The organism is Pseudomonas macauensis (assembly GCF_047902425.1).
Classification (GTDB): Bacteria; Pseudomonadota; Gammaproteobacteria; order Pseudomonadales; family Pseudomonadaceae; genus Pseudomonas.
The window spans coordinates 1,976,844-1,997,067 of the sequence record NZ_CP138377.1 but is presented as its reverse complement, the minus strand read 5'-3'; the positions used below and the strand labels follow the sequence as shown (position 1 = coordinate 1,997,067).

The 20,224-nt window shown below is 56.2% G+C and carries 14 protein-coding genes; 6 read left to right on the top strand and 8 right to left on the bottom strand.

Going from position 1 to position 20,224, the window contains the following annotated elements; genetic code table 11:
• Positions 1-20: 20 nt before the first annotated feature.
• Together SD196_RS09530 and SD196_RS09525 are read right to left on the bottom strand one after the other, a co-directional pair.
• Positions 21-1,637 carry a DUF1302 domain-containing protein gene (locus SD196_RS09530; protein ID WP_416311730.1) on the bottom strand — a complete coding sequence of 539 codons (1,617 nt, stop codon included), beginning with the start codon at positions 1,635-1,637 and terminating at the stop codon, positions 21-23.
• A 79-nt stretch (positions 1,638-1,716) separates the two neighbouring features.
• Entirely contained in the window at positions 1,717-3,135 is a 1,419-nt protein-coding gene (locus tag SD196_RS09525; RefSeq protein ID WP_416311340.1) for a DUF1329 domain-containing protein, read from the bottom strand.
• A gap of 450 nt (positions 3,136-3,585) precedes the next feature.
• On the opposite strand from SD196_RS09525, the gene SD196_RS09520 reads away from it, so the two are divergent.
• From SD196_RS09520 to SD196_RS09510, 3 genes are all read left to right on the top strand, one after another.
• Positions 3,586-4,167 carry a TetR/AcrR family transcriptional regulator gene (locus SD196_RS09520; protein ID WP_416311339.1) on the top strand — a complete coding sequence of 194 codons (582 nt, stop codon included), beginning with the start codon at positions 3,586-3,588 and terminating at the stop codon, positions 4,165-4,167.
• Positions 4,168-5,027: 860 nt separating this feature from the next.
• A complete protein-coding gene (locus SD196_RS09515; RefSeq protein WP_416311338.1) occupies positions 5,028-6,113 on the top strand; it encodes an AraC family transcriptional regulator in 1,086 nt (361 codons plus the stop codon).
• Between the two features lie 25 nt (positions 6,114-6,138).
• The gene (locus SD196_RS09510; protein ID WP_416311337.1) at positions 6,139-7,227 is read left to right on the top strand and encodes an AraC family transcriptional regulator; all 1,089 of its coding nucleotides are present in this window, start codon (positions 6,139-6,141) and stop codon (positions 7,225-7,227) included.
• 224 nt (positions 7,228-7,451) lie between these two features.
• Here SD196_RS09510 and SD196_RS09505 read toward each other — a convergent pair whose 3' ends face one another.
• The 6 genes from SD196_RS09505 to SD196_RS09480 form a co-directional block, all read right to left on the bottom strand.
• On the bottom strand, positions 7,452-8,114 hold the full coding sequence (locus SD196_RS09505) for a hypothetical protein (protein WP_416311336.1): 663 nt from the start codon (positions 8,112-8,114) through the stop codon (positions 7,452-7,454).
• Positions 8,115-8,149: 35 nt separating this feature from the next.
• Positions 8,150-8,806 (bottom strand): c-type cytochrome, encoded by a 657-nt coding sequence (locus tag SD196_RS09500; protein ID WP_416311335.1) that lies wholly within the window; start codon positions 8,804-8,806, stop codon positions 8,150-8,152.
• Positions 8,807-8,815: 9 nt separating this feature from the next.
• Positions 8,816-10,294 carry an FAD-dependent oxidoreductase gene (locus SD196_RS09495; protein ID WP_416311334.1) on the bottom strand — a complete coding sequence of 493 codons (1,479 nt, stop codon included), beginning with the start codon at positions 10,292-10,294 and terminating at the stop codon, positions 8,816-8,818.
• Between the two features lie 180 nt (positions 10,295-10,474).
• Positions 10,475-11,839, bottom strand: a complete 1,365-nt coding sequence (locus SD196_RS09490) for an NAD(P)/FAD-dependent oxidoreductase (protein ID WP_416311333.1) — start codon at positions 11,837-11,839, stop codon at positions 10,475-10,477.
• 297 nt (positions 11,840-12,136) lie between these two features.
• Positions 12,137-13,117, bottom strand: coding sequence for an aminotransferase class IV (locus tag SD196_RS09485; RefSeq protein ID WP_416311332.1), 981 nt, complete (start codon positions 13,115-13,117; stop codon positions 12,137-12,139).
• 168 nt (positions 13,118-13,285) lie between these two features.
• Entirely contained in the window at positions 13,286-14,173 is an 888-nt protein-coding gene (locus SD196_RS09480) for a phytanoyl-CoA dioxygenase family protein (RefSeq protein ID WP_416311331.1), read from the bottom strand.
• Between the two features lie 637 nt (positions 14,174-14,810).
• Between SD196_RS09480 and SD196_RS09475 the strand changes: the two genes are divergently transcribed.
• The 3 genes from SD196_RS09475 (at position 14,811) to SD196_RS09465 (ending at position 20,192) form a co-directional block, all read left to right on the top strand.
• Positions 14,811-15,392, top strand: coding sequence for a TetR/AcrR family transcriptional regulator (locus SD196_RS09475; RefSeq protein ID WP_416311330.1), 582 nt, complete (start codon positions 14,811-14,813; stop codon positions 15,390-15,392).
• A gap of 195 nt (positions 15,393-15,587) precedes the next feature.
• Positions 15,588-18,254, top strand: a complete 2,667-nt coding sequence (locus SD196_RS09470; RefSeq protein WP_416311329.1) for a LuxR C-terminal-related transcriptional regulator — start codon at positions 15,588-15,590, stop codon at positions 18,252-18,254.
• Positions 18,255-18,389: 135 nt separating this feature from the next.
• Positions 18,390-20,192 (top strand): acyl-CoA dehydrogenase, encoded by a 1,803-nt coding sequence (locus SD196_RS09465; RefSeq protein WP_416311328.1) that lies wholly within the window; start codon positions 18,390-18,392, stop codon positions 20,190-20,192.
• The last annotated feature ends 32 nt before the right edge of the window (positions 20,193-20,224 follow it).

Here is a 20,224-nt window from a genome sequence, read left to right as displayed (position 1 = left end):
AGGAGTGTTCACAGCATGCCTCACATAGAGTGCGAAACCGACAGGCCAACGTAATCCCGATCACGCAGCAGCTGGTCGTAAGGTGTGTCGCCGTCATTGAACTTCGCGTAGTTCAGGTTGACTTGCCAGTTACCCGGAGCGCGCACGAAGTTCAAATACAGGTTCATCGAGCTGGCACCCTTGGTGTAGGTCGAGTAAATCGACGGCGTCCGGCCGCTGCCCAGAGACGTTTGGTAGTAAATACCCGGCGTCATCGTCCAGCCTGGAATCACCGTGCCGTCATAGGTCAGGCTGAAGTCGAAATGGAGGCCAGAGGAGGTTTTGTCGCCATGAGCCGTGGGCGGGAAATGCGACATGTCCTGGAGCCAGCTATTGCCGCCTGCTGAGATCAGCTCGCCGTCGTAACTGTCATGAAGTCCTGGGTACTTCACTACCACTAGTTCCGACAGGAAAGTCCCAGTGCTGGCTTTAGTGAACTCCAGGAAGTCCGGGGAGTTGGCGTTGGTCATGCTGTAGAGGCCGGTGAGATGCCACTGGAACTTCTTAGTATCCTTCCAGCAGTCGCCTCCTTGCCCCGAGCAAGGAGCTGGACCAAATGCGAAACCGGGTACGGGATTGAGCGGCACCGCCTCCTTGGGCCGATAGGACAGCTCGGTGCCTACGGCCCAGTCGCCGACCGGCATGTTGGCGCTGATGCCGTAGAGCATACGGTCTTCCGGGTAGACCCATTTAGGGGCGAATGTGGTCTGGTTGTAGGTCAGTTCCGGCAGCTTGTCGTGATAGCGCAGCACGTAGAAACCATAGTTGACGTCACTATCTTCGGGCTGCCAACGCACCGAGAGCCCCCACTGACCACTGTCACGGGCGTCCTTGTCGGTGTAGCCGTACTCTTTCATGCCCTCGCCGATTATGTTGTAGGTTGACCAGTAGCTACCCACCGGGGGCATTTCGCTCTTGTTCCAGCCGAACTGGTAGTAGACCTCAACGTTTACGCCGTGGCCCAGCCCCGATGCGACGCTGAGCATGGGTGCCGGCAGCACGGCCTCTTTGAGCTGCACCCCCGGACTGGAAAGCGCCTGGAAGTCATAAGCATTGGTTGCATTGATGCCGCCTACCGCAAATAGGCTCTCACCCCAGTTGATCACCTGGTTGCCCAAGCGCGCACGAACCTGATGATCAGCGACGTCGAAGGTCTTGCTCACCCACAGATCAAGGAGGCGCGCTTTGAACTTCAACTCGTCACGCGCATCATCGGTCAGCCCATCCTTACCAATATCTGAGCCCATCCCCTGCCAGGATTGCGTTTCGGCAGCCAACGCCCCGGTGGTATCGGTGGCGGCAAAGTCACGCTTCCAGTTACCACGAGCCATGAAGGTAAAGTCCTCAGGGAGCTTCAAAACGAGCTCATGGACACCCTTGATGTAGTTGGTGAATAGGTCGCCCTTGTCGTAGTTCATGTTGCCCTGATCGCCGATCCCGGATACCGCAGGGTCCAGACATCCTGAGGGGGGATTATGGCCGCCGGCACCGGCATTGATCAGATCGCATCCCGGAGACTGGGTGCGGACCCCCATCCCTACTGCGATGGTGGAATCGAAAGAGCCGCGGATGTTTTCCGACTCGAAGGTAAAGCCCATAGCCAGCGGCGTTGCACATACAAGGACAAGACCCGATGTTTGCGAAATTATTCTTCTCATGTCGGCCCCTAATTCGCGCTTAGCGTTCGCTGATGGAGCGGAGGTTGTCGGAGGTATAGAAGTCATGCTTCAGCCGCGGATTGCCAGGCTCGGTCAACCAATGGTGATCGTTCTGCCCGGAACCGACGGTGAACATGTCGTACAGGTAACGCCCATCGGCGAGGTTGTACTGCACCATTGCGCTCATATCGCACGTACCGGTTTCATAGACCGGGATCGAGAAAGCCTCACGAACTTTCCAGACCTGCCCTTGCTTGTCGTAGTCGTTGGCCACCAGCAGGTTCCAACTGTCCTCATCGATATAGAACAGCCGCTTCGGCGCCTGGTGACGCATACCCTGGCGCACCGAGGCCTCGACCACCCAGACACGGTGCAGCTCGTAGCGCCGGGACTCAGGAGCGACAAAGTCCTTCTGGGCGACGTCCTCGATCTTCGCGGATGTATCCAATGCACCGAAGGCGTTGTAGGGCACCAGCAGCTCCTGCTTGCCCACCAGCTTCCAGTCGAAACGGTCGAGCGGACCGAAGAACATGTTCGACTCGTCGATGGTGAACTGGTTGTCCATGCCAATCTGGGGTGCGTCGTAGGAGTAAGCTGGCATGCGGCGCACACGGCGCTGACCCGGGAAGTAATAGAAGGTGGTGGACTGCTCACCGGCATTCGTTCCCACCACCCCAGCCTGGCCAGCCAGGGCGGCCGGTTCCTGGAAGAGGAAATAGGATTCGAGCTCAACGGGCCCGACCGAGGAGAACAGGGCGCTCCCCTTCTCGGCCCATCCGGTACGAGCAAACATGTCGAGCTTGGTGTGTAGCCACTCGCCGCCCTGGCGGGGCGAAATCCCGGTCCTGTACCCCTTCATCTCAAGGCCCAGACCGCGGTAGCGCATCTTCATGTTCCACATCACCTCCGCCCCGGTGGTAGGCATGGGGAACGGGATACCGGGAACGTGGGCTTCTTGCAGGGCCAAACCCGACGCATCCAGGGTCGCGAAACCGACGTTCTTACGGGTGTTCTCGACCACGAAATCAGGCGCACCACAGCTACGACGGGTGGGGTACACATCCATGCGATAGCCTGGAATCTTCTTGAATAGCTCCAGCTGCCCGGGAGACAACTTGCTCGCATACTGCGAGACGTTTTTGGCATCGATGCTGTACAGCGGCTTGTCGCCCTTGAATTTCCAGTGCTGACCACGCACCTGACCGTAGCTCCAACCCACGTCCTGCTGGCCAGGCGGGGCCCAGCCCGGGATCACCCCATCCGAACTTGCAGCGACCTCAGCTCCGAGCGGCGTAAGCTTGCTGCCCAGCAGCGAAGGATCCTTTTCCGCAGCCTGAACCGAACAGATTGCGGTCGATGCGACAACGGCCACGAACAGATTCCTGACGCCACGACAAGTGGAAGTGCCGACTTCTGGTCGCTCAATCATTTCTTTCATTGGAGGATCCTCACGGGGCTTTGAGCGGCGGCGAGTTCGTCCTGGCAGGAAGAATCGGCAATGCCGCACCTTCTTAATCAAATGACATGATCATGCGACCAAGTCTATTGACTAAAAGCAATCCACATGCCAACCCCGAGAGATCACAAAATTTCCTTTCTTATCAATGTATTAGCCATAGGAAGCCGCCACCCAGCGATACGTGGGCACCCAGCGCTGCACCATCTGTGTGATCAGATCGCACAACTTTGGGAATTAACGAAACACATGTTACGAATTGATGCCCAACGGGCGGCACGAGCGCAGTACACAACGTGGGCAGTGGTTTCGCTGATGCCAACCCTCGCGGTCCGGGCCATGGCTGTAAGAATTAAGATGCTGTAGCATCCGCCGCCATCGGTGCCGGGACGGCAACATAACGCCTTGCCACAGATTGGAGATCGATTAGACATGGCCAGAATGGGCGCGGAACTGCGCAGGCAGGACTTTGTAGAAGCAACAATTAAAGTAATTGCCGAGCATGGCGTATCCGATGCAACGACTCGGCGTATTGCGGCTGCCGCAGGCAGTCCGCTAGCGTCTTTGCACTACGTATTTCATACGAAGGACGATCTTTTCTATGCGGTCTATGAGACGCTCTTCAGCCAACTCCAACTGGCCCTAGACGATGTCCCCACAGGTGCTACCGCTGCAGAAAGCGCCGCAGACATGCTTCGCCAATTAATTACATGGTTCAGCTCTCACCCGGACCTCGCGCGCGCGCAATCCGAGTTGTTTTTCTGGACTCTTCGCAATAATCGGGAACTGGCGACAAAAATCTACACAATGGCCATGGAGGCCACAGAACAGGCAATGGAGCGCGCTGTCGGCACGCAACTTGACAAAACCCGCTTGATTACAGCGACCCGCTTACTCGTTCAACTGGCCGATGGCCTGCTCATAGCCTGGCCCGCCCATGGAGATCTGGAACGGCTAAAGGCGGAAACAGAGACGGCTTGCCTAGCACTGAAGTTGCTGGTGGAAAACATCTAAACGTACCCATCTATGGCCTGCCCATCCTTAGGCAGGCTGAGGGGTTCGAATATTGCGAGCAGCGCCTCGATACCACGTCAGTAATCACGCGCAGGTGAACGCAAGGCCACCATTCAGAACCAAACTTGCCGTTGTAGCGCTCACGAAGATCAGGAATCTTTGCCAAGTTGCCGGCCGTTTAACTCGCTCAGCCAATTGAGCAAAGCCCAGACAGTAAACTCCTCCGGTACACTAGCCCGCCATTTGCGTTCCGGGAAATGATACTGCCGAACGTAATTAAGCAGTTGCTTGGTGGCTGTCCCTGCAGGACAACGTAACCGCATTCATTTCGCACTAATTTATAGATGTGCAGCCCGACGAAGTTAGCTCAGGTTTAGCTGATATCTAGCCTGAAGCCCAAACTCAGCAAACCACATCCGGTTTTTTGTTCTGCTAACTCCAGGTGACCGGAAGCCTCGCATCCATCATGCATTGTTCAATAATGCCTAAATATTTCACCAATGCTAACGACTGGATGTCCAATACGCGGATCATAAACTCGACTTGAATTCGCAGGCTTCAGGGCGTAGACGCTGCAGAAAACGACGGCAAGAGTCAAACACGCAAATATGAAACGGCGCATCCCGAACCTCCAGCATTGTTGCTTTTTATTATTGATGGGTTCCAGTCTGGTCGTTGAATGCCCCAAAAGCTTGACATATCGCGACAGAAAGAAGTCAATTCACGCATGCCGGAAGGGGACGCCAAAAGGGGCGAAGCCATCATGTAGTATGAAAAACTCACGCCTACACGATGAGCTTCATCCCCTTTCGCCTTGGCCGGAGCACTGCACCGCGCTGAGTGGATTTTGAGGCAACAGAATGGCTTCTCTCGTCCGCGGTGTCGCACTAACAGGATTTGATAAGTTCGCGATCAGCCAAGGTCTCGAACCGCAATCTCTCCTGGCTGAAATCGGACTCCCCAGCGATGCCGTTGAGGGCTTGATTGCGGGCGCTCAGTTTGTTGCGCTGCTGGAGCTATGCGCGACGAGATCGCGCAATCACCTATTTGGGCTTCAGCTAGGCCTCCGTCAGGGCCCAACGGCGTTAGGCAGCTTGCTCTATGTGGTCAAGAGCACCAGCACACTGGGCCAAGTGCTCGAGGCAGTCGCTCATTGCTTCCATTTTCATAGCACCGGAGCGGACCTCCATCTCGAACGACAGGGTGGAACCGCGCGGCTTCTCTACGATGTAACCGATAGCGATGTCATCGCAGCAAGGCAGACCGTGGAGTTGACGATGGCCGTCTGTGCTCGGCTCATTCAAGAGCTACTTGGGCATTCTTGGAAACCGCTCGCATTACACCTCCAGCACCCCGCCGGAGAAAAACCCAGCAAGTACAGACAGCTTTTAGGTGTCACACCGCACTTTGGCAGCCCGATCAATGCCTGGGTCTTCGATGAATCGCTACTGGAGTCGCCACTGAGTGCAGTAGATGACGGGTTCAATGAGTTAGCCAAAGGCCATATCGGGGAACTGGCCCAAATCACATTGCAAGAACTCCCTTCCTACGTGAAAAAGCTGCTGCGTAGGCAACTGCCCAATAGCCAAGCCACTCTCGCTCAGGTCGCCGACCAGATGAAGATCAGCCCTCGAAGCCTGCAACGTTACCTACAATCAGAAAGTACGAGCTTTCAAAATTTACTGGACGAAACGCGGCAATCGATGGCGACTCGTTACATGAGCGATTCATCCTTGAGCCTGACACAGCTCTCCGAATTGCTGGGCTATTCGGATCTAAGCGCCTTCTCCCGTGCCTTCACTCGCTGGAACGGAATGAGTCCACAGAAATGGCAGCAGCACCACCGGCGGACGCAATGGATCGCCTCCTTCAGGTCGCACGAAACGGCTAGCAGCCTCGTGGCCGAGCAACCAGGATCCAGCGAAAGGTCGAAAGGGAAGCAATGACAGTTTCCGGACCTTCGCCCGCCGCTTGGATGTCAAACTGACCCAAATGCACAAAAGCATTCAATTCACCCCATTGATTCGGTCCATCAGCCTCACGGGTTTCGAGGAATTTGCCTCCCGCCAAGGTCTCAATCCGATTGAGATGCTTCGACTCGCGTCATTACCGCAAGAAAGCTTGCGGCGGCAGGAAGGACTCCTCTCCTACCGTAGGTTCTGCGGCTTGTTTGAACTGTGCGCACTGTACTCTGGCAATGCCCTGTTCGGCCTGCAGTACGGGCTCCATCAGGGCGTCGATGTCTTCGGGGAGTTGCTGTATCTGATACGCAACGCCAGAACGGTAGGAGATGCGCTAACCGAGCTGCAAGCAAGCTATTCGCTCTACTTCAACGACGCCGAGATAGGGCTTGATATCGAAGGCGCGCGAGCCGTGCTTAGCTATAGGCCGATCGAACCCGATACACCTGGAGTATGCCAAGTCGAAGAATCGACTTGCGGGATTGGGTTGCAGTTAATGAGGACTCTTGCAGGCAATCATTGGCAGCCAAAAGCGATCCGTTTTCGACATTTACCGCTCCGGCCTGAATCACATTACCTGCGCATTCTTGGCCAAGTTCCAGTTTTCGGCGCCTCTTGCTCCGATATGGAGTTCGATTCGTCTGATCTTTCCCTGCCTTTGAATTCGGCAAACGAAACGCTTCACCGATTGATAGCCGACCACATGAGTAAGATCGAACGCTTGGCGGCCGAAGAATTACCTGTCTACGTGAAGCAACTGCTGCGTCATCTTTTGCCAGGCGGGCGTACGACTACCGAAAAAATTGCTGCTTGCTTGGCTATCCAGCCACGTACACTACAACAATGGTTGGCACATGAGGGCACATCCTTCCAACAGCTTTTGGATGAGACCCGCCAGGAAATGGCCAGTCAATATCTCACCAACCCTGCGATCAGCATCGCGCAAATGGCCGGCCTGCTGGGTTATTCGAGCGCCAGCGGATTGGCTCGAGCGTTCAACCGATGGTTCGGAATAAGCCCGCTGGAATGGCAAGAGAAGCACGGTATCAAGAGACAACCCCGGCTCCTGCGCAACACTCGTCCGGGGCCTCTTAACTGAGTTGCAGAGCTCCATAAATCCTGGAGGTGCTGACTTGACTATAGATGTGCGGAATTACCTTAAATAATCAGGTTGTGTTTGAGAATTGCGCGTACCGCTGTCCAAATACCGGAATTCCCTGAAACCAAATAAAAAAACCGCCCCGTAGGGCGGTAAAGAGTAGGCTTTCAGCCCACTATGGAGTACTGCTCCGCAGCCATCTGCCGGGATCTGGTCAAGCCCAATTAGCGAGCCATAGCAAGAGACTGAGTAGAAGATATCTTTGCGCGGGAGAGCGCAACATAGGCGTAGTAGATTTGAATCGCCCCATAGGACCAAGTGACGAAAGCCCAAGTCATAAAAATCATATGAGTATCGTCACCTGGAATTGGGAAGAAATCATATGTGATCGCCACAGCAAGTGCGACAACTCCTCCCGCTGCTGTCGCAAGTGCGTGCAAGCTCTCACCAACACGTATAAGCTGACAGATGAAGTAGCAAAGAAAAATCGAGTAACCCAACCACATGACCACATAGAAGTATGGGCGCACTCCATCCAGGAAATTGGCCAGGAACACCACGAAGGTGCAAGCAAATGCAGCGGCAAACAGCATGACTTCCTTGACAGCTGACGGCCTATAACCATGCGTAACCGCCATCAAGCCAAGGACGGCAATGATCGGCATACCGAAACTACGGGAAAAGGAGTCGAGATAGAGTGAAATACCCAAATTAAACTCAGATCCAGTGGCGATAAAGATGGTGAAGTTCGTGGCAGAGAAGCCAACGATCCACAACTCCAAACCTAGCAAATAATTCTTTTGCTTAAAGAACTTTGCGCCATACACCCACCCGGAGAGAGCCAACACAATACATGAAACAAGCGCACATACATTAATGACTTCCATAACGGCAGCCTCATCAAATACTGAGCTTAAAGACATTACTTCGCCGAAGGAGCAAGTGCCGCTAGGTATTCGGCCAGCGCCTTGCGATCGTCCTCGGACAACGTCGAGACAACAGCCGTCATCGAGCCTGTCGGATCCTTACGCGCTCCTAGGGCAAAATCGTTCAGTTGTCTCAACAGATATTCGTGTCCTTGCCCGGCCAAGCGAGGAAATTGGTCGTGCCCCATCAGGCCTTCGCCGTGACAAGCAACACATCCTCCAGCCTTAGCCAGTTTTTCCCCTTTCGCCTGGAGAGCCGCATCCGGCTTGAAGGTTACGTTTCTCGCGGCAAATTGCCTGGCGAAATACTCCGACAAGAATTTGATCTCTGTGTCGGAAAAACTCATGGCCAAAGGCGCCATGGTCGGACTGGCGCGCTCTCCACTGGCAAACCGTTTCAGTTGGGCGACCACGTAAGGAGCTGGCTGCCCTGCCAGATTCGGATAGTTCTGATTTAGCGAGTGCCCTTGGCGACCATGGCAGCCAACACAGACTTCAGTGAGTCGAGGCCAATGCCCCTCGTCGGCGTCCCTTGCCTCAGTAGATGTGTCCATGAAGCTCATCAGGCGATAGAGATCAAGCCCCTCCCGACCGTACGCAATAACGAGCCCGGCGATGACTGCAACGACAAACAGCGCGATTATCTTTTTCATCACGTACTCCTACGCCCGACGCAGGGCGTTGAGCACCTGCAATGCGCTGTGGTGACCAGAGCGCACGGCGCCATCCATGTAACCTGCCCAGATATCTGCGGTTTCGGTCCCCGACCAGAAAAGGTTCCCGCATGGCGGACGCAGGGCTTCGCCATGTGTGCTCCAGAAGCCTGGAGGAATGGCTGACACGCATGTGATCGTCCACGGATCGGCAAACTTCCAATCGCGGTCGTGGTATTTCAATGGTTGGCGGGCTTCATCCCCAAAGGCTCGAACCAAGACATCCACCATGACGCGTTTGGCGGACTCTAGATCTGAAGGCACATTGGCGTTTGAAAGGAACGCATTGATGATGCCGATCTCGCCGTTGGGCGGAGAATTGTCGTATGCCCAAGCAATAGGGCCCTCCGACATCATGACTTGTCCGTTTAGTCCTTTTTCCCGCCAGAACGGACGGGAATACACCATGGCCGCCTTTCGTCCCGGAGAATGCGCAGGCCAGGCACGCTGGAGCGCGGCGCGCGCTGCAGGTAGAGCAGGTTCAAACTGCACTTGATTACACAATGCAGGGTGGAGCGCCATAATGACTTTGCGAGCACGTACCAGCCCCTGATCTGTATGCAGACTTACAATCTCCCCGTCCCAATTGGATATTTTACGAACGGGGCATTGCAAACGCACTTTGTCGCCCAGCGACTCGGCCATCTTGACACTAAGTATCTGCGAGCCGCCCACGAGCCGTGTGCCTTGCGCGCTGTCCTTCATTGAGTCGAGGGTTTCAAAATCACAGTTGGCTGAATTAATCATGGACAGATAGTGCAAGAGGCCCATTTTCTGCACTGGAACCCCACCACTAATCGTCACCGTCATATCCCAGCCCAGCCGGTTTTCCGGCTTAATGTTTTGCTGGGCTAGCCAATCTCCGACCGAGAGCTTATCCCATTCTGCAGCCTTGGAAGATTTCCACGGAGTTCCCGAAGGCACACTGCGAGACATCTCGCTCAACTTATCAGCTACAGGCATGTCAGTACCCATGCCACCATGGAAGTCAATCTCTAGTCGACCATCCCCTGCCAGAATGACCGAGCTTCCTTCGTAGTACGAAGGAAAAGTGCCGACCTCCAGTTGCCTCGCCAAGTCTGCTACGGCGGTTTGACCAGGACCGATCCATTGCCCACCAACTTCGGAGATATGGCCGCCGCCGGCGTCGAAGTTGAGGGTCCGCCCTCCTACTCGATCCCTGGCCTCCAAGACCACGAAGGACTGATTGCCTACCGAGAGTAAATCCCGCGCAGCGGTTAATCCGGCCAAGCCAGCACCGATGATGGCTACATCCAGGACATCCTCTGTGTTAGCAGTGGTCGACTCGGCATGTGCCAATCCAATTTTCATGCCTAGACCTCCCACAGCTAAAGAGGCCCCGGCAAGTTTTAATAGCTGCCGACGCTTTGAGTCCAACGTGGAGTCCGAAGTGGGATTCCGGGCCATTGTCATCACCTCAGGTAATTATTTTTAATTTTCTAGCCGACATGATCTTTGGCCGCAATAATTGCGGACAAAAATACAAACTTCAGAAAATCGCAAGAGCTGTCGATATAAATAGATCGATCAATCTCTATTTAAGGATACTTGTTCCTACGCGTTTGCAGCACCTGGCGGCGCTCTCACCTATGTCATATCTATGGCATTTCTAACTTTCCGGTCCGTCCATCCGTCATACAGTTTGGTCGCCGCAAAAATGGTTTTGAGAGCACTCCATTGAAATGGCTCAGGCAGCATGGAAGGTGTCTTGTGATGCAATGTCGCCAGGTGCTGGCTCTCGACACCATTAATTCTCTCTGCAAGTAGCTGCCCCATGAAAGAATGGGTGGCGAGACCATGGCCAGAACAACCAGCCACATAATGAATGTTTTGCTGCAACCCAGTTGCGCCAACTACAGGCAACGCGTCATATGCCGCGCTGACGTACCCGCTCCAACAATGCTGGATAGCCAAGTCTCTCAAGCTGGGGAAGCGCTCGCGTAACGTCTTATTCAATGCGCCATAGGCGCCGTTGTCGGGCACGTTGGGAGTCTTTGAACCATAAACATAATTCAGCTTCTTGACGGTCAACACCAAAGTGTTATGTGGCGTAAGACGGTGACTCTCCATGGTCAGGTGCGGAGTGATGATTCCCTCCCGACCGTGCCAACCGAGCGCTGCCAACTGCTTCGAAGACAGAGGCTGGGTTTCAATCGCCGAAACCCGTATTGGCGCAACCTTATTGCGCAGCAGCCCAAGCTGCGGCGTATAAGCATTGGTCGCCAATACCATCACTGGTGCGCTTGCGCTACCACGCGGAGTCTTACAGGTGATGGTCGCCCCGTCGTCAAAGGAGAGCAGCGGAGTTTTCTCGTACAGCTTCACACCAGCTCGGAGCGCCGCGCTGCGCAACCCGCTGACGTATTTTCCCGGATGCAGAGTGCCGCCGCGCTGCTCAGAACCAAATAGGAATGCTGGCGGAATTCCCCGCGCTCGCATCTCGGCTTGGTCCACGAAACGCGTGACCGAGCCCAGCTCACTACCGAGTTCCATGCACTTGCGTAACCATTTTTCCTGAGATGGATGCACAACAGCCCGAATGACGCCAGAAGGATTGTAGTCGCAATCGATACCCAACTCGGTCATCCGTCTTTCCACATAACAGACGGCGTCGTCGTAAAAACGGATAAACCTCTTCGCGTGATCAATACCAACGCGCCTGACGAAGAGCTCGAATTCGATGCCCATGCTGCCAAGCAGATATCCAGCATTACGCCCGCTGGCACCAAAGCCACCGAACTCCTGCTCTAAAACAATAACTTTCGCACCGCGTGCAGATAACTCAAGTGCTGTCGACAGACCAGCAAAACCTGCTCCGATTACGATTACATCCGCGCTGTCATGGCGTTCCAATTCCGGCTGCTGATCCACCGGACGCTCCACCCACCCGCCAAGACTGCGAAATTGCAGCGATCCGAAATCACTACCGACCTGGTCATTTCTACCACTCATTCACTGCACTCCTGGGGCGGGTTCAGTTGTTGTTTAACCGTACTGTAACGCCCGGGCCATATTTACACAACAGTCGTTATCTAATCATGAAATACAAAGGCTCCGACCACGCAGCTCGGTCTTGGCAGCGATTCCCCGCGCCTGATCGGGGCGCGAGGCGGAGTGAAAGAATACGGGTCGATACAGCCGGGAGCGGCATGAGTATCGACGGACCACCAAATAAAAAAGCTCGGCGCCAATGGACGGAAAGCAAAGGATGGCCCACCACGAAAATGGTAGGGCCCTCCATCAGACGCTTTATATATTCGCCGGCTCGCGATAATTGACTGGAGTGCCCAACCAGCCAGCCCAGCGTTTTTCCCAGTAGAGGTTATGGATCTGGGTAACTTGTTCGCCTGGCCCAGCAATACCGCCCAGAAGTTTTCCATCAACGCTGTTAATAGGCATGATTCCGCCAGCAGTTGAGGTCAAAAAGGCCTCATCAGCGTTTCTCAATTGTTCGACGTGTACACGCTCGACACGAGCCGGCATACCCATCGCCGAGGCAAGCTCCAGGGCGGTTTTTCGGGTAATCCCCTCTAAACAACCACTGTCCGGAGTAAATATCACACCGTCCTTAATCAGGAATATATTGGCTCCGGGGGACTCGGTCAGATAACCATCTGCATCGCAAAGCACGGACCAGTCACATCCATTCTGCATCGCTTCAACAAGAGAAAGCTTCAGATCCATCCAGTGGAAGTTTTTGGCCGTCGGGTCCACCGCTTTGGGAGGAATACGAATATACTTTTGACTGACCATGAGATCGATCCCACGAGACCGAACTTCATCGTTTGCAATATATGCGTAAGGAACGACAAACGCATAGAAGCAGTTCTTGTAGGCGCTGAGGTCGCCACGTTTTTCTGGCGTCTGCCCTCGTGTCACACACCACCAGATATATGCCTCTTTGGTTCCGGCCAATTTGACAAGATTGGTGAGAATATCCGCCGTCTGGGATTTGGTGTAGGGGTTATTCAGGAAAAACTTTTCACAAGCTCTTTCAAAACGCTCGAGGTGATCCTCAAGCCTAAAAATAAACCCTTTGCTAGCGCTGACAACATCATAAGCAGCATCGGCGTGAATGAATCCAGTGTCGGTAATCGGAATCGCCGCTTCGTCTATGCTGCAATAAACGCCATTAATAAATGCCGATCCGTGAGCGTACTTCGACTCATGCTCCAGACGAATATGGTCTGGGTGACTCTGCATAATGTGTTCAGCTTGAATAATTTCCACGGCAAACCTTCCTCGTATATTTCAAGTTAGATCAGCTCAGGCAGACGCCCTTGCTCCGGCCGTCCCAATCGAGCAACGCCCCTGAGATAATTCACATTGCAGCACGGCTGCGAAAACTCAGGCAGCAGTTGTAATCAAGCGGCCACCGACCATTAACTGCTGGCCGTTCTAGAACCCTTTTCCTACTTCCGTGAAAGAGGGCATATCGAGGAGATCACGCGGCTCTCGCATTTGGCCGTCGATTTCCACCCAGCCCAGAAATGTCTGACTAGCTCCCCAACCCAAAAGACGTTGCATTTCTTCCGGCAATTGACGGACGCGATCGATCGGAATGGAGATGAGATGGTTCTCCTCCGAGCGCAAAAATGCCAAGTCATAGGACATGGAGAGGCCCGTTCGTGGGCGATCGGATTTATTCGCACCACCACCGTGATAAACCGAGCCCACCCATAGAAGCGCCGAGCCGGCCGCCATTTCTGCCGGGACGGTTTCTTCCTGAGTTGGCATTCGCTCATCGTCCCATGTATGACTACCAGGAATGACACGGGTCGCCCCGTTTTCCTCGGTGAAGTCGGAAACGGCAAGCATTAATTGCAGACGAGCCTCGCGGCCGTACTGCGGATGACGCCAGAGCGACGTGGCATCGTCGCGATGCAGAGGCTGCAAGTCTTGTCCCGGACAGATTTGAATAGCCTGCGTGAAACTGAGTTGAATGTTGGGCGAAACTTCGACGCGCTGGCTTCCGCTCCATACATGGGTCGGGGTTTGAAGGATCTTCTTCGCAGACTCGATGAATAGTGGATTTAGCGCAACGCTCACTACCGCATCGCTTCTCGCAATCAGGCGGGCGACACGACGAGTTTGGGTGCCAGCAAAATAGGCGTCCTCGCCATAAGGCGTTTCATTCAAGTAGCGATCAAGCTCCGCTCGAAGAACCTTAAGATCGTCGCCTGAAATAAAATTGGAAATGATCACACCACCATCACGCTGGATGACTTCAACCACCCGCTCGACTGGTTCGCTGTGATCCAAGGTCGTCAGTTTTACAGTTTCCATTTGTACGCCTCATTATCTGAGTTGATGTTATGAGCACTCCAGAGCCTGTATTGCAGTGCAATCTGACTCTCCGTCCTCGCCGGCAAGCACCAGCGCCGCGACGGCCTGACGTTCTCGAAGTATTCCGGCGTCGATGAACTCATCCAGAGATCGCTCCGCAAATAGGAATCTCGATACGCTGACATCCAGCGTCCTCGTTGAACTGCAAGCTCCTCATGGAGGCGGTAACTGCCCACCTGATCAATCAGCAATCGAGCATCGTGCGATTCCAGACATTTTGTTTCCAAATATGATCATTTGAACAAGTCACTTGATCAAAAGCAAATCATGTGCCAAAAAAGGAGATACAGGCGCAACACCGGGAAAATCAGGCAGTTGGGCGCGTAGATAGGCACGGATAGTGATACTCACGTACTCACATTCCGCACCGGTTCGTTTCGGAGTGGCGCACCAAGCTGGGTATTTACGAAACAGTCGTTACCTTTAATGGTGCACGGGGAAGCGCGGTGGCACGCAATAGCGCTCCCTGCTCGAGCAGGACTCGTGACTCGCTCAGTAGACAGCCACGCGACAGCACCACGCCGACGATGCCAAGCCGGGTAGCAAGCCGTTATGTCGTGGAAAAAAGGAGAGCCGTATGGCCAGAATTGGCGCTGAACTGCGTAGGCAGGATTTTATAGAAGCCACTGTAAAAGTGATTGCAGAGCATGGCGTAGCCAATGCGACAACTCGACGTATCGCTGCGGCTGCAGACTCTCCGCTCGCCTCGCTGCATTACGTATTCCATACCAAGGACGAACTGTTTTATGCGGTCTACGAGTCACTGATCAACATGCCGCAACCAACCTTGGAGCACGTGCCGGCAGGCACCACATCAGCGAAATCCGTAGCGGAAATGCTGCGGCAGTTGGTTAGGTGGTTCGCCGCGCGCCCCGACCTCGCCACAGCGCAGTTCGAGTTGTTCATCTGGACGTTGCGCAACAACCCAGAAATGGCCGGCAAGATCTACACGGTATCTGGCGAGGCCACGGAACAGGCGATCAAGCGAATCACCGGTTCCCGCTTGGACAAAGCCGCGCTGACAACGATCAGCCGGCTACTCATCAACTTGTTCGACGGCCTGCTGCTCGCCTGGTCCGCCCATTGCGATCTGGAACGCCTGGAAGCGGAAACCGAAACAGCATGCCAAGCAATAGAGTTACTGGTGGCGAGCTACTGAACCCACGACCATCATCGCACTCCTGCCACTGTGCGACGCGCAATCCATCGACTCGACATTAGTTGGCGGGCGCCATGCGAGCACCACTGGCGCACTCGGGCTGGTTGCTGCAACAAGCCACCTAGCTAGGCGGGCAGTGTCGCAATCGACCCTACGATTTATTCGCAGCCCAGATGGGCATGCTGAGCACACGAGATGAAGCAGCCTTCTCCCAAGCGCATCAAGCTCCGCCCGCCGCAAATGCCAACAATGAGCCTGCCGCGCCCGGCATTGTCGAGACGACTAAGCGACGCTGCCCACAACGGCGTGCTACTGAGCCTGATCAGGGCGCCTTTGGGCTTCGGAAAGAGCACTCTCCTTACACAGTACGCGCAATATCTCAGGGATTCGGGGCAACCCTGGGCCTGGTACCGGCTGGATGAGAGCGACAACCAGCCACACAATCTGCTGGTGCAGCTGTGCCATGCGCTTGAACTGCCCACCCTCGACACAACACCGGGCCGGGCCGATGAAGCACATCTCTGGTCAGCTATCGTCAACCAACTGGAAGGTCATGAGGATCGCTTCACACTGATACTGGACGACCTCCATCTGCTGCGCTCCCGTAGTGCAGGCCGTTACCTCGAGGAACTGCTTCACTACCCGCCCAAGCATCTGCACATAGTGGCTGCCTGCGAAGGGGAGCCCGCCATTGCACTAAGCCACCTGTCCCGCGATCAGCGCCTGCAAACGCTGGACACCAACGACCTCCTCCTGGACAGCGGCGAAATTCGAGAGCTGGCGGACGCCCGGGGGCAAAGCCTGACCAGCGACCTCGTGTATTTGCTACGGGCCGATAGCGAAGGCTGGGCCAGCGGCGTCCTGTTCGGTCTCGGCACCTATTCGGGGGCGAGGCTATCCGACTTCAACTCGACCGAAGCCCCATCCTTCCTGTCGAAGTATGCCTTCGAGCACATTGCACGGTTCTTTGATGAAGAGGTCCTGCAACATCTTGCGCCCCCATTGCTGCGCTTCCTGTCCCGCTTGTCCGTACTAAGCACATTCGACACCGACCTCGCAGCTCACATTGGCGGCCAGGCTAACGCCGACCAACTGATCCGCCAGCTGCAGCGCCAGGACTTGTTCATCCAGCGACAACAGGGCGAACGACTGGCGTTTCGCCTCCATCCACTGCTGCGGCGGACGCTCTACCAGACATTGCACCAGCAGGACCCAAACCTGCTCAACCAGCTGCACCTGCAGGCTGCCGACTGGCTGCTCACCCAGCGCCATTACGCCGAGGCTGTCTACCAGCTCGGCCGTGCCCGGGACTTTAATCGTCTGCTGGCAGCACTTGAGCAGCACTGTTTCGACCTGCTGCGCGAAGGGCAAGTGAACAGGATCGTCGACTTCCTCGCCAACGTGCCAGGCGAGAATGGACCCGAGCATTTCACCCTGGCAGTAACCGAAGCGAGCACGGTAATAGTCACCAACGACATCACCCATGCGAGCTCCTGCCTGCAGCGACTGCAACGCTTGATCCGCCGTCACGAGGTACCCGAGCGACGCCCCGAGCGCGTTCAGCAGACGCTCGCCTTCCTGCGCAGCCGCCTGGCCGCACTAGGCGGCAACTTCGAGCACGGCCTGCGGCTGGTCGACCGAGCCTTGCAGCAGTACCCCAGCCCCAGCGCAGCCACAGCAGTCCTTCAGTTCAACAGGGCCATCTGCCTGTTCTCCCTTGGGCGCGCCCGTCAGGCCAGGTCTGCAGCGAACCGGGCTCTTGCCGAACTGGAGACGCTGGGATTCAGCGGCTACACGAACATGCTGCTGCTTCTGCTGGGCCAGATCGAGTTAGCCCAAGGGGAAGTCGAAAAAGCAGGCGTGCGGTTCCTCGGCCTTCCCTCACCTCCTGGCGCACCAGGCTCCTTCTACGACCTGTTCCAGCTGCTGGGCCAAGGCATTGTCTTGCTGGAGCAAAATCATCTGGAACAGGCCGCCCAGCGCCTGAGCCAGGCCGAAGCCATTGCGCTGGCCTTTCCGCATAGCGCCGGCCTGCCATGGGTACTCCATTTCCAGGCCTGCCGACTACTCGCCCAAGGCGAGCAGGAGCCAGCCCGATCTCGCTGGGATGAAGCCCGTAGACTGGCAAGACAGTTCAAGCTGTTCGGCTTGTACCGGCAGATCGGCGCCTATCGGGTCCGGCTGGCCAGCTGTGAACACGACGAGGACTTCATTCTCGTCTGGCTCGAGGAGTGGCACCGATGCCGCCGCCGTTACGGCGTTGAGCTGATGCCAGAGGAATGGCTGGCCTACGCTTGGGTTCAGCGCCATCTGGGGCAGCATGCCAGCGCGCGGCATATCGCCGACAATCTGCATGAACTGGCCGAGGCTGAGCACCTTCAGCGCCTGCGCCTCGACCTGCTCCTGCTCGATGCCACCCTCTACCGCGACAGCGGAAACCAGGCGGCGGCGCTGGCTCGCCTGGAACAGGCCCTGCAACTGGCGGCACAGCAAGGATTCGGGCAACTGATGTTTCTCGAAGGACGCCAACTCGACGAACTATTCCGCCAGCTACTCACTCCACAGACCCGCCGCCAGCTCGGCTTGGAACAGGCGCTGCCCTCTCCCGAGCGGCTGGCAATCCTGTTGCGCGGACTACGCCATAACGTCGTCCAGCAACCACTGGCCGAGCCACTCACCCGCCGCGAACAGGACGTACTGCGGCGCATGGCTTGTGGCCAGGGCAACCAGCAGATCGCAGACTGCCTTTACATCAGCCTGAGCACCGTGAAGACCCACATCAACAACCTGTTCCGCAAACTCGATGCGGGTGACCGAGACAGCGCATTGCAAGCTGCCCGGACTTTGAAGCTGGTGGACTAAGGCGAGCTTACCGAGACGCCCTACTCCACCCGCTTCAACTTTAATTCCACCCTGATTTCCACCCTCGGTTCGATACGTCGGCAATAGACCCTTTGCTACAAAAGGGTCCTGCACTCCCCGCCCGACGAGAACCTCATGACCGATAAACTGCTCAACGAGCGCGAACTGAGCTTCCAACTCTACGAGATGCTCGACACTGAAGCGCTGCTGCAACGTCCGCGCTATGCCGAGCACGATCGCGCTGTGTTCGACGCCACCCTGGACACCGCGCGTGGGATCGCTGCGGAGTACCTTGCCCCGCACAACCACAAGGGTGATGCGAACGAACCCACCTTCGACGGCGAGAAGGTCACACTGATCCCGGAAACCAAAGCTGCCTGGGACGCACTGGCCGAAGCTGGATTCCACGCTGCGCATCATGATGCAGAAGACGGCGGCCTGCAGTTACCGGAAGTGGTCCTACGTGCCTGCATGGCCTATTTCAACGCTGCCAACATTGCGAGTGCGGGCTACTCCTTCCTGACCATCGGTGCGGCCAACCTAGTCAGGAGCTTTGCCGGTGAAACGCTGCGCCAGCGCTTCCTGCCGCCGATGCTCGACGGTCGCTACAGCGGCACCATGGCCCTCACCGAACCGGGTCAGGGCTCTGCGCTCGGCGATATCCGGACTACGGCGCGACTGGCCGACGACGGCAGCTACCGGGTGTTCGGCCAGAAGATGTTTATCTCCGGTGGCGACCATGAACTGACTGACAACATCGTGCATATGGTGCTAGCCCGCATCGAAGGAGCTCCGGCCGGGGTCAAAGGCATTTCGCTATTCCTGGTACCGAAGTTTCTGGTCAATGAAGATGAAAGCCTGGGTTCGCGCAACGACGTGGCACTGGCCGGTCTCCTGCACAAAATGGGCTATCGCAACACCACCTCCACTGTGCTCAGCTTCGGCGAAAAGGAAGGAGCGGTCGGCTATCTCGTGGGCGAGGCCAACAAGGGCCTCACCTATATGTTCCAGATGATGAATGAGGCGCGAATCGGCGTGGCCCTGGGCGCTTCTGCCCTGGCCTACCAGAGCTACCTCCATGCCCTCGACTACGCTCGCGAGCGGCCCCAGGGCAGACTGCCAGGCGCGAAGGACCCGCTGGCCCCCCAGGTACGCATAGTCGAGCACGCTGACGTACGTCGCATGCTATTGCAACAGAAGGTCTATGCCGAGGGCAGCCTATCCCTGTGCCTGTACGCCAGCAGCCTGTTCGAGGACGCCCACACCGCACCCGACGAGAGCGCGCGCCTCGATGCCGCCGAACTGCTCGACCTACTGATCCCGATGGTCAAGTCCTATCCGTCGAAGTACGGCGTAATCGCCTCCGACCTCGGCATTCAGGTACTTGGGGGCTCTGGCTATATCCGCGAGTACCCATTGGAACAGTACTACCGCGACAACCGCCTGAACCCGATCCATGAAGGCACTGAAGGTATCCATGGCCTCGACCTGCTCGGTCGCAAGCTCGGCTACCACGATGGTAAAGGTTATCGGCTGTTCCTCGCCGAAACACGCAACACCCTCGAGCAAGCCGCCAGCGACACCACCTGTAAAGCGCTGGCCGCCATTCTCTACGACACACTCAGCATTCTCGAGCAGGTCACCCTCGACCTCCAAGCTCAAGTCGCCACCGACATCAATATCGGACTCTCCAACGCCACCGCCTACCTCGATCTCTTCGGCCGCGTGGTGGTCGGCTGGATCTGGCTGCGCCAGGCGCTTGTCGCCAGCCGCGCACTGGAGGCTGGCGCCTGCGGCAGCGAGGCCGACTTCTACCACGGCAAGCTGCACGCGGCACGCTACTTCATGGAGTGGGAACTGGCCGGAGTGGAAAGTCAGGCCCGCCTGCTCAGCGCAGGCAATCGGCTGTGCTTCGATATGCAGAACGCCTGGTTTTAAAAGCGTTCTTCTCCCTCCGGGACAGGTCCGAG